Consider the following 14,245-nt stretch of genomic DNA (forward strand, 5'->3'; position numbering starts at 1 on the left):
CCGCGCGCGCATCGTATCGGGCGCGGCGCGATGAGCGATCTTCGCCTGATGTGGCGCAACACGCGGATGGTCGTGCTATGCGCGATCTCGGCGGCGCTCTATGCGGCAGTGCTGGTGCCGTTCAAGGTCGTCCCGCTGATTCCCGGCGTGACCGAGCTGCGCCCCGCCAACGCGATTCCGATTGTCTGCTCGTTCCTGTTCGGTCCCGCGGCCGCCTGGGGTTCGGCGATCGGAAATATGATTGGCGATTTTTTCGGCGGAGTCTCGCCGGGCGACATTTTCGGCTTCTTCGCGAACCTGGCCTACGGTTGGATTCCGTACAAAGTCTGGGAATTGATCGGCCGCGGCCAAAGTCCCATCAGCCGCTCGCCGCTTGGAATTCTCAAGTATGCGATCGCATGCCTGGCCGCGAGCGTGCTGTGCGCCGACCTGGTCGGATGGGCTGACAACGTGCTCGTCATCAGGCCGTTCGCGATGCTCGGCAACGTGATCATCTTCAACAACATGGTGTCGGCGCTGGTGCTCTCGCCGTTCATCCTCGCGGCCGTTTATCCGCGGGTGAAAAAGGGCCGGATGCTTTACGCCGACGTGATGCCTGAGGTGAAGCTGAAGCCGGTGGGAATTCGAGCCTGCGGTTTCGCGCTGCTGATAGCGGGCGAGGGCGGCGCCTGGATTTTTGGAAATTTGCTTTCGACCGGGTATTGGGAGCCAAAGTTTCTGCCCGCATGGATGATTGTGGCCCCGTACGATAAGCCGGTCGCAATAATCGCCGGCCCGTTTCTGCTGTTGGCGTTCGCGGGCCTGTTGATGATGTGAAAATCGACGCGGCAATTGTTTCAGGAACTCGCGGCCCGCACGCAGTTCGGGTCCAGGGCGTCACGTTTACCTATCACGGCGCCGATCGTCCGGCCCTTCGAGCGGTGAGCTTCGTGCAGTCGGCCGGTGAGATGATCGGCGTGATGGGCGCGTCGGGCGCGGGCAAGTCCACGCTCGCCAAATGCCTCAATCGCATCATCCCGGAGTTCGAGGACGGCGATTTTCGCGGCGCGATCGAAATCGCAGGCGAGCCGCTCGAGCATCTTCGCGTCTGCGACGTCGCGCCGAAGGTGGGCATGGTCTTCCAGGATTTCGAGTCGCAATTGTTTTCGACCAACGTCGCGCATGAAGTCGCGTTCGCGATGGAACAGGTCGGCATGGAGCGCGCCGAGATGGACCGGCGAATCATTCCCGCGCTGGAGGCGGTTGGACTGCGCGGCTTCGAGCATCGCGATCCCATGTCGCTGTCGGGCGGCGAGAAGCAGCGGCTGGCGATCGCGTCGGTGCTGGCGTTGCGACCGTCGGTTATCGTGCTCGACGAGCCGACCACCGATCTCGATCCCGAGGGCAGGGCGGAAGTGTTCGAGTTGATCGCCCGGCTGCGCGCGCAAGGCTTGAGCCTGATCGTAATCGAGCACGAGTCCGAGGAGCTGCGCGCCGCCGATCGGATAATGATATTGCGCGAGGGGGAAATCGCCGCGGACGGTCCGCCTGCCGAGGTCTTTGCGCGCACCGACCTGCTCAGGGAATGCGGCGTGCGTCCGCCCGGACTGAGCCACGCACTCAAACTGCTCGGAATCGACGCACAAGCGCAAAGCGTCGAGCAGGCTTACGACGCGATCGTGCGCGCCTACCCGCGTCTGGCCGCAACTTTTGTTGGCAACATCCCCGATCCCCGCGCACCCGAACCTCCGGCGACTGCCGAAAACGCCTCGATCGGCTCCGCGTTTATGGCAATCGAGGATGTGAGCTTCAGCTACGGGGACGGGCCGCGCGTGCTCGATTCGATCGATCTCAGAGTCGAAGCCGGCGACTTCATCGCGATCGTCGGGCAGAACGGCTCCGGCAAAACCACGCTGGCCAAGCAAATTGTCGGTCTGCTCCAGCCGGCGACGGGCCGCGTGATAATCGAAGGCAAGGATCGCGCGCAGATGCGGCCGGCCGAGACGGCGCGCGAAGTCGCGTACGTTTTCCAGAATCCGGACCATCAGATTTTCGCCGCCACGGTTCAGGAGGAAGTCGCGTTCGGCCCGCGCAACTTCGGCCTGGCGGACGGCGAGATTCGGCGCCGATGCGATGAAGCGCTCGAGGCGGTCGGCCTTCAAAACGAGCGCGGGAGCGACCCGTTCCTGCTCAGCAAGGGCGAGCGCCAGCGCCTGGCGGTTGCGAGCGTGCTGGTGCTCAGGCCGCGGATGCTGATTCTCGACGAACCGACCACCGGGCTGGACCATCGCGAGCAGCTTCGGATGATGGCGCTGGTGCGGGATCTCAACCGCGCCGGAATCGCGATCGTGATCATCACCCATACGCCGTGGCTGGTCGCGGAGTATGCGCGGCGCGTGGTGCTGCTGCGCAAAGGCGCCAAGATTTTCGACGGCGGCGTGCGCGAGTTTTTCATGCAGGACGAACTGCTGCGCTCGTCGTCATTCCGGGCGCCGGAGATCACCGAGCTCGGCCGCCGCTTCGGCACGCTGGCGCTGACGACCGGCGAATTCGTCGCGTGGGCCAGGGGGCGCGCCTGATGCCGATTTATCTGTACATCGATCGCGGCACGTTCGTTCATCGGCTGCACCCGACGGTCAAGGTGTTTGCGCTGTTCGTCATGTTCTGGTCGGTGTACTGGGTGGACAATCCGATCGCGCTGCTGATTCCGATCGGAGTGTTGATGCTGTGGGTCGCGCAGCTTACCGATTCGTGGCCGAACTTCTACCGTCTGCGATGGCTGTTCGCGATTCTGGTTTTCACCACGACGATTGCGTGGATGGTTTTCTACCGGCGCGGTGCGGTGCTGGTGAATGTGCCGATTTTTCACGTCAGCAGGTTGTCGCTGGTATTTGGCGTCGGGCGCGGGATCAAGCTGGCGGAGCTGCTGGCGGCGTCGGTGCTGTTTCTTTCGACCACCAAGATCGAGGAGTTCACCTACGGACTGCAACGGATGCGGGTGCCGTATCGCGTCGGCTTCGCCATCTCGCTCTCATTCCGGTTGGTTCCGTTGTTTATCGACTCGGCCGTGACGATCGTCGATGCGCAGCGGCTGCGCGGCTACGATTTCAACCAGGGCGGACCGATCGAGCGCGTGCGGCGCTACGTGCCGGTGGTGATTCCGGTTTTTATGGGCGCGCTGCGCAAGGCCAATAACATGGCGATGGCTCTGGAAGCGCGCGGCTTCGGATTCAGCCACGAGCCGACGACGTTTATCGAGTACCAGGTGACGCCCGCGGATATCGCGGCGTTCGCGTTTCTGATCGGACTCGGTGCGCTATACTTCATGCTCTACTGGACGGGGCTGGGCGGAATCGGTCCGCTGAAGTAGCGTACTACCCGGCCGCTGTTTACTATCGGCGAGTAAATCGACATCGCGAGGAACGGTAATGAGTGCCAAATCAGAATTTCTGAAAAAACCGATCGAACACGTCGATATCACGCGCGAAAGCGTCGTGCCGATCGTCGAGGCGATGGGGCAGATGGCATACAGCGCCCGCGACCTGCATCGCGCGGCGACGATTTACGATCGGATGCTGCGCGATCGCGACTGCGGCATAATCCTGTGCCTGGCGGGTTCGCTGATCAGCGCCGGACTGAAGCGGGTCTTCGCCGACATGATTCGCAATCACATGGTCGATGCGATCGTGAGCAGCGGCGCCAACATCGTCGATCAGGACTTCTTCGAGGCGCTCGGTTTCAGGCATTGGATGGCCGAGGACCGCTTCAAGTACGGGCTCGACGACGACCAGCTGCGCGGACTGCATATCGATCGCATCTACGACACGCTTATCGACGAAGACGAACTGCGCGTGTGCGACGAGACCACCCGGAAAATCGCCGACCGCCTCGACCCGCGGCCGTATTCGTCGCGCGAATTTGTCGGCGAGATGGGCAAGTACCTGGCCGAGACGGGCGCGAAGACCGGCGCCAGCATCGTGCTCGAGGCGTATCGCGAGGAGGTGCCGATTTTCTGTCCTGCCTTCAGCGACTGCTCGGCGGGCTTCGGGCTGGTGGCGCATCAGGCGGCGCGGCACGGGAAACCCAAGGTCTCGCTCGACAGCGCCAAGGATTTTTACGAGCTGACGCGGCTCAAAGTGAAGAACGAAACGACGGGCCTGTTCATGATCGGCGGCGGCGTGCCGAAAAATTTTGCACAGGATATCGTGGTCGCTGCCGAGGTGCTGGGGCATGACGTGCCGATGCATAAGTACGCGGTTCAGATCACCGTGGCCGACGTGCGCGATGGCGCGCTCTCGGGCAGCACGCTCAAAGAGGCCAGCAGTTGGGGCAAGGTCGATACGACTTACGAGCAGATGGTGTATTGCGAGGCGACGATCGCGGTGCCGCTTATCGTGGGCTACGCGTATCACAAGCGCGGATGGGAAGGGCGCACCTCGCGCAAGTGGAGCTCGGCGCTGGATAAGGACCCGATATAACGGGAAGGGTAGATCACTTTATTGAATGTGAAACCCACCGTGGGTTTCACACTTCCTTGGGCATGGGCTGCGGCCCCTGCACCCGCAGTGAGAAGACGCGAAAATCTGCGCAGCGCATCTTTTCGCGACTACGCTATGGGTGACCCCTGCACCCGGTATTAAAACAAAGACGCGGGCTTCGCCCTGTTAGAACAAGTAAAGGGGAAGAGTGGGATCACTCAGAGCGGCAGCCCCGACGCGACGTTAATTCGCATCGAACAGGTCTGCCGCTCCGCAGGCGAGATACCTTGCTAGTAGTTGCTGGTACTACTGTTCGAGGTATGCTCACTTGAGCTGCTACCGGGCGAGCCCTCGTTCGAACTCGAAGATGACGATGAGTGTTCGCTGGTTGTTGCTGGCGCCACGACTACCGGGGCCGGCACCACGACTACTGGGGCAGGTGCTACCATTACCGGGGCCGGGACTACCGCGACGACCCCCGGGGCCGGCGCCGAAGTCGTGGTCTGGCTCGTCGAGCTTGTCGTGTCAGTGCTTTGAGCGAAGCCGACGGCTACGGTTCCGAACAGCACCGCGATCCCAAAAGACAGAGCTGCAGTTTTCAATGAGTGTCTCACAATGATATCTCCATTAGTTCTCGTGATGAGGGGTTCGATGTAAGAGTAAGATTGCATTCAGCCGCATAGCAATGACGTTTGCGATGCTGACTGCAGTTTGAGTGCTTGGGAGAACTCCCTCGCCGCTTATTTCACACGGCGTTGGAGAAACCTGACGATCTCGAAGAGATTGCCGCGCGCCCCCGGCTCTTAGCCAGGGTGATTCAGGAGGAAATGGTGATGAGGATCGTAGTTATCGTCGCTCGTATTCTCTTGGGCCTGGTGTTCCTGGTCTTCGGTTTGAACGGGCTGCTGCATTTCATGCCGAATCCTCCGGAACCGCCGCCTGCGGCTGCGTTCTTCGGCGCGCTTTGGCAGACGCACTACATGTTCGCGCTGATTTCCGGGACCCAGGTTCTAGGAGGAGCGCTGCTTGTGCTGGGCGTGGCGGTGCCGTTTGCGCTGGTGATTCTGGCTCCCGTGCTGGTGAACATCGTCGCGTTCCACTTGTTTCTCTCACCGGCGATGTTGCCGATGGCGCTGGTGATGGCTGCGCTCGAGGCGATCCTGGCATGGCATTATCGCGCGGCGTTCGCGCCGTTGTTCGGCCCCGCCTCCCGTCCCTGATCGAATTGCCGCGCGCGCCGGTTGCGGCTGATTTTGCCCGCGCAGCCGCGCCGTGCTAATTATCACGGGCTAATTTCGGCGTACTTCTTCAGAAGGACGATGCGATGCTGTTCGTGATTATCGGCCATGACGGACCCGGCGGCGCTGCGCTGAGGCCGCGGGTAAGGCCGGCTCATCTCGACAATCTGCGGCCGCTGGATCGGGCCGGCAAGGTGAAGATCGCAGGGCCATTCACCGACGGCAGCGGCAGTCTTATCATCGTGGATATGGAGAGCGAGGCGGAAGCGATCGCCTTTGCCAATAGCGATCCGTACACGACCGGCGGCGTGTTTGAGCGGGTTGAGGTGAAGCCGTTCCGGCAGGTTTTCCCGGAGTAGAATTTAGCAATCTCTTATCGACGGAGTATCAATGGCGGGAGCGTTATCCAGTTTAAAGATAGTTGAAGTGGGCGAGATGGTATCGGCGCCGTATTGCAGCAAGCTGCTGGCGGACATGGGCGCCGAGGTCGTCAAGATCGAACGGCCCGGCGCCGGTGATCGCGCGCGCACGCGCGGACCGTTTCCCGGCGATGTCGCGCATCCCGAGAAAAGCGGACTGTTCCTCTATCTCAACACCAACAAACGCGGCGTCACGCTCGACGTCACGCAGCCCGAGGGCTTCGAGATCCTGGAGAAGCTGGTGGCGGATGCCGACATCCTGATTCACAACGTCACGCCGCCCGAGATGGATCGGGTCGGGCTCAGCTACGAGCGGATGCGCCGCGCGAATCCGAAGTTGATCATGACGTCGATCGTGCCGTTCGGACTGACGGGTCCGTATCGCAACTATCGCGCCGAGGATTTGACAACCTGGTGCGCGGGCGGCGTGTGCGTGCTCAACGGCGCCCCGCAGTTTCCGCAGTTGCCGCCGCTGAAAACCGCGGGACAGCAGGCGGGATACCAGGGCGGAGCGCATGGCGCGACCGCGACCATCGCGGCGGCGTTCGCGCAGCTTCGCGGCGGCACGGGGCAGCATGTCGAGGTCTCGCTGCAGGAATCGGTCGCCTCGATGCTCGAGATGACGTTCGAATACTGGCCGTATATGAAAATGCTGTCGACGCGGTGGGGGCAAAAGCCGCTGGCGCCGGTCGCGCCGATGCAGTGCAAAGACGGCTACATCTTTCTGTGCTGCATCGAAGAGCATCAGTGGCGCAACTTCGTGGAGATCATGGGCAATCCCGAATGGGCCGAAGAGGAGATTTTCAAGGATCGGCTGGTGCGCGCGGTGAACTGGGACGCGCTCAAAGTGTTGCTTGAACCATGGGTCGCCCAGCAGACCGTGCAGGATTTGTATAAGAAGGCGCAGGCCAGGCGGGTGCCGTTCGCGCCGGTATCGACGATGGGCGATCTGATCAACTCGGAGCATCTCAAGGCGCGCGGATTTTTCGCCGAGATCGCGCAGCCGGTGGCGGGCACGCACACGTATCCGGGCGCGCCACTGAAGTACGCGCGCACGCCGTGGGCAATTCGGCGGCCGGCGCCGACGCTGGGGCAGCATAATGCGGAAGTATTCAAGACACAGCTTGGGCTTTCGCCGGCGCGGCTCGACGAACTCAAGCGCAAAGGTGTGATTTAGCGATGGCGAAGCCTCCTCTGTCGGATATTCGAGTTTGCGATTTTACCTGGGTGTGGGCGGGACCATACTGCACCCTGCAACTGGCTCATCTTGGCGCCGAAGTGATCAGGATCGAGACCAAGACGCGGCCATGCGTGACGCGGATGCTGCCGCCGTGGCCCGACGGCGTGTTCGACAGCATCAACAAGTCCGGCTACTTCAATCAATACAACCAGGGCAAGAAATCGCTGTCGTTGAATTTCAAGCATCCCGAGGCCAGGGAAGCGGCGTGGCGCCTGATCAAGCAGAGCGACGTGGTGATCAACAACTTCGCGGCGGGCGTTATCGACAAGATGGGTTTCGGCTACGAGGCGGTCAAGAAGGTCAATCCGAATGTAGTTATGATTACTCTGTCGGGCTACGGCGACACGGGACCGGAGAGCCATTACGTGTCGTACGGGCCGGCGCAGGTGCCGTTGTCGGGGCTGTCGGCGCTGACGGGGTATAGGGGATTTCCGCCGATGCACGCCGGCTTCAGCTACGCCGATCCCAACGCGGGAGTGCATGGCGCCTTCGCGGTGATAAGCGCGCTGTTCCATCGCGCGAAAACCGGCGAGGGACAATATATCGACATGAGCCAGTGGGAATGCGCGATCGACCTGCTGGCGGAGGGGCTTCTCGAGTACACGATGAACGGGCGCGAGCCCGAGCGAAATGGCAATCGCGATCCGCAGATGGCGCCGCACGGGAATTTCAAGTGCCTCGATCTGCCGGAGAAAATCCTCGACCAGATCGTCGATCAATGGGTGTCGATCGTATGCGCCGACGACGCCGAATGGGCGCGGCTGGCGCGTGCGATGGGCAAACCCGAGCTGGCCAGCGACTCGCGGTTCGCCACGCTTGCCGCGCGCAAGCTCAACGAAGACGCACTCGAAGCAATAGTCACTCAGTGGACGGCGACGCGCAAAGTCGCGGATGTCGTGACGGCTCTGCAAGCGGCTGGAGTCGCGGCCGGAGCCTGCGCCGATGCCAAGTACCTTTCCGAGGATCCGCAGCTCAATGAGCGCGGCTACTTCGTCTATCGCGAGCACCCCTTGGTCGGCAAACGCCAGCATTGCGGAATCCCGTGGCGGATGAGCGGCACGCCGTGCGAAATCAAGACGGCGGCGCCCGTGCTGGGGCAGCATACCGATGAGGTGATGACGGGATTGCTCGACTACAGCGCGGCGGAAGTCGAAGCGATGCGCACGAAGGGCGCGCTGGACTGAGGTTCAGAACCACGATGCGGACGCTGAAAGTTTTAATCGACGGGCTTGCGTTTCCTGAAGGGCCGCGATGGCACAGCGGGAAATTGTTTTTCTCCGACATGCACGCGCATCAGGTGCTCGCGGTCGATATGGCGGGCAAGCGCGAAGTCGTCTGCGAGGCGCCGGCGCGGCCGTCGGGACTTGGATGGTTGCCGGATGGACGGATGCTCGTGGTGTCGATGAGGGATCGCAAGCTGATGCGTCTCGATCGCGACGGGCTGAAGATGGCCGCTGATTTGAGCATGCTGGCGCCATTTGATTGCAACGATATGGTGGTCGATGCGCGAGGGCGCGCCTACGTCGGCAACTTTGGATTCGATCTGCACGCGGGCGCGCAGCCGCGCGGGACCACGCTGGTGATGGTCGCTCCGGACGGCGTCGCGCGTATCGTGGCCGAGGAATTGATGTTCCCGAACGGGATGGTGATCACGCGGGACGGAAGGACGCTCGTCGCCGGCGAGTCATTCGCCGCCCGCTTGACGGCGTTCGATATCGGCGCGGACGGATCGCTGACGAATCGGCGCGTGTGGGCCGAGTTGGGAACCAGTCCGCCCGATGGAATTTGCCTGGACGCGGAGAATGCAATCTGGGTGGCGTGTCCGACGAAGTCGGAAGTCATTCGGGTGCGGCAGGGCGGCGAGGTCGCCGAGCGGATCAAGGTGGAGACGGACGCGTTCGCATGCATGCTCGGCGGCCCAGGCGGGCGGACGCTGTTTGTGGCGACGGCGCCGAGTTCCGATCCGGAGAAATGCCGCGCGACGCGGGGCGGAAAAATCGAAATCACGCAAGTGGAAGTGCCGCGAGCCGGCTTGCCGTGAGCGCATGCAGAGGGCTGGCGTGAGGCCGGCCTGCGTGGCGTAATGAATTGCGATGGCGCTTAGCGGGAACCACGACAATTTTCGCGCGCGGCGCAAGCGGATGCTGGAGGCGATCGCGCCGGGCGCAACCGCGATCATGCCGAGCATGCCGGTGGCGGTGCGATCGGGCGATGTCGAGTTCGTTTATCGGCAAGACAGCGACTTCTACTACCTGACAGGATTCGCGGAGCCGGAATCAGTGGCGGTGCTTTCGCCGGGGCATCCGGACGGCGAGTTCGTGATGTTCGTGCGCCCGCGCGACAAGGAGCGCGAGACGTGGACAGGCAGGCGCGCGGGAGTCGAGGGCGCGATCGTCGAGTACGGGGCGGACAAGGCCTACGTCATCGACGAACTTGAAAAGATTCTGCCGCGCTACCTCGAAAAGACTGAACGCGTGCATTACCCGCTCGGACTGAACGAGAAGATGGATGAGCGGGTGCTGAAACTGATTCGATGGGCGCACACGATGCGGCCGCGAACCGGAGTGGGGCCGTCGTCGATAATCGATCCGCGCGACATTATTCACGAGGCGCGGGTAAAGAAGGAGCCGGCGGAGCTCGAGGCGATGCGGCGCGCGATGGCGATTTCGGCCGACGCGCACAAGCGCGCGATGATGAAGGCGCGCGGCGGAACGGGCGAGTGGCAGATAGAGGCGGAGATCGATTACGCGTTTCGCTCCAATGGGGCGACGGGTCCGAGCTATCCGTCGATCGTCGCGTCGGGACCCAACGCGGCGACGCTGCACTACATCAACAACGATCGCGAGATGCGCACCGGCGAGCTGCTGCTGATCGACGCGGGTGCGGAGTACGACTTTTATGCCGCGGATATCACGCGCACGTCGCCGATCGGGGCGCGCTTCACGGGCTTGCAGCGCAGCCTGTACGAAATCGTGCTCGACGCGCAGCTCAAGGCGATCGACGCAATCAAACCGGGCGCCCATTTCGACCATCCGCACGAAGTTGCTCTGCGCGTGCTGGTTGATGGCATGCGTCAGCTCGGAATCCTGCATGGATCGGCCGAAGAGATAATCGAGAAGGGCGCCTATCAGCGCTATTACATGCATCGCACGGGTCACTGGCTCGGCATGGACGTGCATGACGTGGGGCTGTACCGGGTGAACGGCGCGTCGCGAGTGCTCGAACCCGGGATGGTGCTTACGGTCGAGCCGGGGTTGTACATCTGTCAGGACGACGAGGACGTTCCGGAAAGTTTCCGCGGAATAGGGATTCGAATCGAGGACGACGTGCTGGTGACGCCAGACGGCCGCGAAGTGATGACCGCGGCGACGCCGAAGTCGATTGCGGACATCGAAGCGCTCACCACGGCGCAATAGTCATTCAATACTCACACCACGAATGACAAGTGCTGCGAGCGGACCACAACCGCCGGACTGGCGCCGAGTTGACGCTGGCGTGGCTATTGGGTAGCAATCGTAAACTTGCAAAGTCAAAAATGGAAATTCTGGTTCAAATGAAAATCCCGGACGAAAGCGAACCTAAAGGACGATTGATGACAACCACGAGCCCTTATTCGATTAGCAGGCGGGGGCTGTTACGGCTCGGCGCACTAAGCGTCCTGACGACCGCAGTCTCGCCAATGATCCGGCGCGACGAGGTGCTGGCGGCTGACGAAGTCTGCAACCCTGAGGCCCCCAGGACTCCTGCCACAGCGCTGACAGCTTTGATCGATGGCAACGCGCGGTGGGCGTTGGGAGACCAGGAGCACCCGGGCGAAGATACGGACCGTCGCGTGTGTCTTGCGAATCACCACCAGACTCCGTTCGCATCGATCCTTTCCTGCTCGGACTCACGAGTTCCGCCTGAGCTGATCTTTGATCAGGGTCTGGGCGATTTGTTTGTGGCGCGCGTGGCAGGCAATACGGCGAGCGGTAGATTGATCGACAGCCTGCTTTACGGCACGAACAATCTGGAGACTCCGGTTTTGTTCGTGCTTGGCCACTCTGTCTGTGGTGCGGTGACAACCGCGGTTAATAGCTTTCCGAAGAATCATAGCCTGCAATTTGTGAATCTGATCTTTCCGGCGGTCAAACAGGCCAGAGCTATCGTCAAGAAGAATGGCGGCAACCCGAACGATCCAGCGCTAGTGATCCCGCTCGCCACCAACCAGAATGTGCTCATCACTGTCGACCGGCTGCGAAGGCAGTTCAGAAGTCAAGTCAATGCGGGCACACTCCTGGTCGCCGGAGGAGTTTATGACCTCGGCACCCAGCTGGTTACGGTTCTGACCTATACGGTCGGCGCGACCGCGGGTCTGACTCAGTAGCGAGGCGACGCTGCCGGATAGGTCGAGCGCATCGGTGTTGCCGGTCAGACCGAGACCATCGCGGAATTCGCGATTAATACCATAGCCACGAATGACAACTGCTGCGGTCGGCCTCGCAGGACGACACGCAATTGCCTATTTCGTTTCGGCAATAGAATTCGTCGTTACCATGTAGTTCGCATACCTGGTAATTGCGATTGCATTGGTACTGGCATTTGGTCTGCGCGTAGTCGCATCGATTCGCGCATCCCGCGGCGAACAGCGACGCCGCGGCGGCGGCGAGAAGAAAGATTTTCGCGCTCACGATTGAACAACGGCGCGAGCGCGCGGGCATTACAGTTCGATCGCGCTGGCGCTGCCGACTACGGTCTTGGTTCCATCGGCCTTGTCGCACCAGGCTTCCACTTCGGCGCGTGAGCGTATCCCCTCGGGCCGCCGTTCAACGATCAATCCTTTCGGCCCGGTGACGTCATTGCCCCACAGCACGTTGACCAGCCGCAGATCCATCTTGCCGCCGTACAGGAAGCCAAGGCCGAAACGCCGCGTCATCATTTCGGCCACCAGGCAGACCGAGAGCATCCCCTGCACGACAATTTCCGGGAATCCCAGCTCGACGGCCTTTTGCTTGTCGTTGTGATAGTTGCGCGCCGGTCCCGAGAAGGCCATGCACATGTCGTCGGTGATCGTGCGCATCGGAGCGCCGATCGGATCGCCGCCGCGCTCGCCGATTTTGAATGAACGTGACGAATCTTTTTCGCGCGCGCGATCGACGACGAAACCCTGTTTGGCCTGTTCGGGGAGCAGGAAGCTCTGATGGGTGCGGCTGCGCGATACGATTTGTCCCGACGCGTTGCTGACGAGCACTTCGTTGACCACGTATTCGCGGTCGCGCTTGAGATAGCGGTCGATGATGACGGAGCGAGTCGTGAGCCGCTCGCCGACCATCACGGGCGCGAACACCTCCCATTCCTGGCGCGCGTGCAGATTGCCGTAAATGTTCGGCAGATACCATTGGAGCGTTTGGTAAACCGCGCTGTGGAGAATCAGCGCAGGCGCGATGGGGCCGCCGAGCGGAGAGGGGCCGCGGTACCATGGATTGTCGTCGCCGGTGCCGGCGATGTAGGTCGCGACCAGATCGGGGGTGATGTCGGCGGTCACGGCGCCGAAGTCACGGCCCACGTACACCTCGTTGCGGTCGAAAATTTCGTTGGTCATTGTCGTGTCCTGCGCGCAGCTAATTTTTCCGCTTGGCTTTGATCCGATCGTTGAACTTGGCGGCGTCAAGTACGGCGCGCCGATGCGTCCCGGAGCCGACTTGCTCGACTTCGTCGAAGGCGCGCACGGAAAAATCGAGGCGCCGGCCTTCGACTTTGGTCACTTCAGCTTTGGCGCGAACGCGATGCCCCGGCGGCGTCGCGGCGCTGTGATGTACTTCGATCGACATGCCGACCGAACTTTCGCCCGCATCGAGAAACGGCCGGATGGCATCCATCGCGGCCAGCTCCATCATCGCGACCATCGCCGGCGTGGACATGACGGCGGCGAGCGACGCGTCGAGCTGACTGGCGAGGTCGGTGGGCGCAACGGTCCTGGCGTAAGTTCCCGTGGTTCCGATTGGAATTGGTTTCATCGACTTGATTCGCCGGCCATGCGATCACCGTGGCTGAGGATTTAGCACCACGCGGGGAATTGGAACAATCGCGCGGTATAGTTAATCGGTGCCGGCGTAGCGTTCGACGTATTTGAGGATCGACGCGCGCTCGTCGGGAGTAAGCGGCGGCATCCCGGCGGCTCGAATCTTCGTTTCCATCAGCGGGACCTTGGTGTCCCACATCGCCGACGTCATTCCATGGGGATTGTACGGCTTGTGGCAATTGTCGCATCGACGGGCGTAGAGCTGCGCGGCGGGACTGGCCGCGTCGGGGAGCGGAGCCCTGCATCCTGAAATGAGGATCGCGAAGAACGAGAGTGCGAGGGCGGCGCGCGGTATTTGCGTTTTCGTTGGCGACGCTGGATTCCTAGCCGGGCGGGATGCGCGCGTCGTGAAAGCGGGCGGCAAGCTGGCTGCGGATCGATCCAATAAGCGCGCGGCGGTCATTTTCGTCAAGGATTACCTTTCGTTCGGTCTCGGGGCGCAGCCAGATTGGTCCGCGCCGCATTTCGTCGGTTTCGTAGCGTGGCAACAGATGCCAATGCACGTGCGGCTCCGAATTGCCCAGGCATTCGTAGTTCATCTTCCACGGCTTGACGACCGCGGCGATGGCGTGCGCGACTAGGCGCATCTCGTCGCAGAGCAGGCGGGCGGCGTCGGCGGGCATGAGGTAAAGTTCGGTCGCGTGGATCTTTGCGAGCAGCACGCAATAGCCGCGATAGAGCTGCTGATCGCCGAGGATCACGTAGGAACTGTTCAGCTCCGCAATAAAATCGGGGAAGCTGCCGGCCTTGATCCGATCGGACTTGATTTCATCGCACTTGATTTGATCGGACTTGATTCGATCGATCATCGTGCAGATACCGCAAGCGGG

The 14,245-nt window shown here is 61.8% G+C and carries 16 protein-coding genes; 11 read left to right on the plus strand and 5 right to left on the minus strand.

All coding sequences use genetic code 11. From position 1 onward, the window contains the following. The first annotated feature begins 30 nt into the window (after nucleotides 1–30). The 11 genes from VIO10_RS04660 to VIO10_RS04710 all read left to right on the plus strand — a co-directional run bounded on the left by VIO10_RS04660 (nucleotide 31) and on the right by VIO10_RS04710 (nucleotide 11,720). A complete protein-coding gene (locus tag VIO10_RS04660) occupies nucleotides 31–816 on the plus strand; it encodes a QueT transporter family protein (protein WP_331960082.1) in 786 nt (261 codons plus the stop codon). Beyond that, entirely contained in the window at nucleotides 813–2,558 is a 1,746-nt protein-coding gene (locus VIO10_RS04665; protein ID WP_331960085.1) for an energy-coupling factor transporter ATPase, read from the plus strand. Before VIO10_RS04660 ends, VIO10_RS04665 begins: the two co-directional genes overlap by 4 nt. Beyond that, the gene (locus VIO10_RS04670) at nucleotides 2,558–3,349 is read left to right on the plus strand and encodes an energy-coupling factor transporter transmembrane component T (RefSeq protein ID WP_331960088.1); all 792 of its coding nucleotides are present in this window, start codon (nucleotides 2,558–2,560) and stop codon (nucleotides 3,347–3,349) included. The genes VIO10_RS04665 and VIO10_RS04670 overlap by 1 nt, the downstream gene beginning before the upstream one ends. Nucleotides 3,350–3,407: 58 nt before the next feature. After that, on the plus strand, nucleotides 3,408–4,457 hold the full coding sequence (locus tag VIO10_RS04675) for a 1,9-bis(guanidino)-5-aza-nonane synthase (RefSeq protein ID WP_331960091.1): 1,050 nt from the start codon (nucleotides 3,408–3,410) through the stop codon (nucleotides 4,455–4,457). Between the two features lie 833 nt (nucleotides 4,458–5,290). Next, on the plus strand, nucleotides 5,291–5,677 hold the full coding sequence (locus VIO10_RS04680; RefSeq protein WP_331960094.1) for a DoxX family membrane protein: 387 nt from the start codon (nucleotides 5,291–5,293) through the stop codon (nucleotides 5,675–5,677). 104 nt (nucleotides 5,678–5,781) lie between these two features. After that, nucleotides 5,782–6,054 carry a YciI family protein gene (locus VIO10_RS04685; RefSeq protein ID WP_331960097.1) on the plus strand — a complete coding sequence of 91 codons (273 nt, stop codon included), beginning with the start codon at nucleotides 5,782–5,784 and terminating at the stop codon, nucleotides 6,052–6,054. A 31-nt stretch (nucleotides 6,055–6,085) separates the two neighbouring features. Further along, nucleotides 6,086–7,291, plus strand: a complete 1,206-nt coding sequence (locus VIO10_RS04690; RefSeq protein WP_331960100.1) for a CoA transferase — start codon at nucleotides 6,086–6,088, stop codon at nucleotides 7,289–7,291. Nucleotides 7,292–7,293: 2 nt separating this feature from the next. Then, nucleotides 7,294–8,538 carry a CoA transferase gene (locus tag VIO10_RS04695; RefSeq protein WP_331960103.1) on the plus strand — a complete coding sequence of 415 codons (1,245 nt, stop codon included), beginning with the start codon at nucleotides 7,294–7,296 and terminating at the stop codon, nucleotides 8,536–8,538. 14 nt (nucleotides 8,539–8,552) lie between these two features. After that, entirely contained in the window at nucleotides 8,553–9,395 is an 843-nt protein-coding gene (locus VIO10_RS04700) for an SMP-30/gluconolactonase/LRE family protein (protein WP_331960106.1), read from the plus strand. 52 nt (nucleotides 9,396–9,447) lie between these two features. Beyond that, complete coding sequence (locus tag VIO10_RS04705; RefSeq protein WP_331960109.1) at nucleotides 9,448–10,770, plus strand: aminopeptidase P N-terminal domain-containing protein; 1,323 nt, start codon at nucleotides 9,448–9,450, stop codon at nucleotides 10,768–10,770. A 68-nt stretch (nucleotides 10,771–10,838) separates the two neighbouring features. Further along, nucleotides 10,839–11,720 (plus strand): carbonic anhydrase, encoded by an 882-nt coding sequence (locus tag VIO10_RS04710; RefSeq protein WP_331960112.1) that lies wholly within the window; start codon nucleotides 10,839–10,841, stop codon nucleotides 11,718–11,720. Between the two features lie 73 nt (nucleotides 11,721–11,793). Here VIO10_RS04710 and VIO10_RS04715 read toward each other — a convergent pair whose 3' ends face one another. The 5 genes from VIO10_RS04715 to VIO10_RS04735 form a co-directional block, all read right to left on the minus strand. Beyond that, a complete protein-coding gene (locus VIO10_RS04715; RefSeq protein ID WP_331960115.1) occupies nucleotides 11,794–12,024 on the minus strand; it encodes a hypothetical protein in 231 nt (76 codons plus the stop codon). A gap of 29 nt (nucleotides 12,025–12,053) precedes the next feature. Beyond that, nucleotides 12,054–12,935: an FAS1-like dehydratase domain-containing protein gene (locus VIO10_RS04720; RefSeq protein ID WP_331960118.1), complete on the minus strand. Its 882-nt coding sequence runs from the start codon at nucleotides 12,933–12,935 to the stop codon at nucleotides 12,054–12,056. 19 nt (nucleotides 12,936–12,954) lie between these two features. After that, nucleotides 12,955–13,350 carry a thioesterase family protein gene (locus VIO10_RS04725; protein WP_331960121.1) on the minus strand — a complete coding sequence of 132 codons (396 nt, stop codon included), beginning with the start codon at nucleotides 13,348–13,350 and terminating at the stop codon, nucleotides 12,955–12,957. A gap of 81 nt (nucleotides 13,351–13,431) precedes the next feature. Continuing rightward, the gene (locus tag VIO10_RS04730; RefSeq protein ID WP_331960124.1) at nucleotides 13,432–13,554 is read right to left on the minus strand and encodes a hypothetical protein; all 123 of its coding nucleotides are present in this window, start codon (nucleotides 13,552–13,554) and stop codon (nucleotides 13,432–13,434) included. A 184-nt stretch (nucleotides 13,555–13,738) separates the two neighbouring features. Further along, nucleotides 13,739–14,224 carry an HIT family protein gene (locus VIO10_RS04735; protein WP_331960127.1) on the minus strand — a complete coding sequence of 162 codons (486 nt, stop codon included), beginning with the start codon at nucleotides 14,222–14,224 and terminating at the stop codon, nucleotides 13,739–13,741. Between the last annotated feature and the right edge of the window lie 21 nt (nucleotides 14,225–14,245).

Origin of the sequence: Candidatus Binatus sp., from assembly GCF_036567905.1 — a bacterium.
Taxonomy (GTDB): Bacteria; Desulfobacterota; Binatia; order Binatales; family Binataceae; genus Binatus.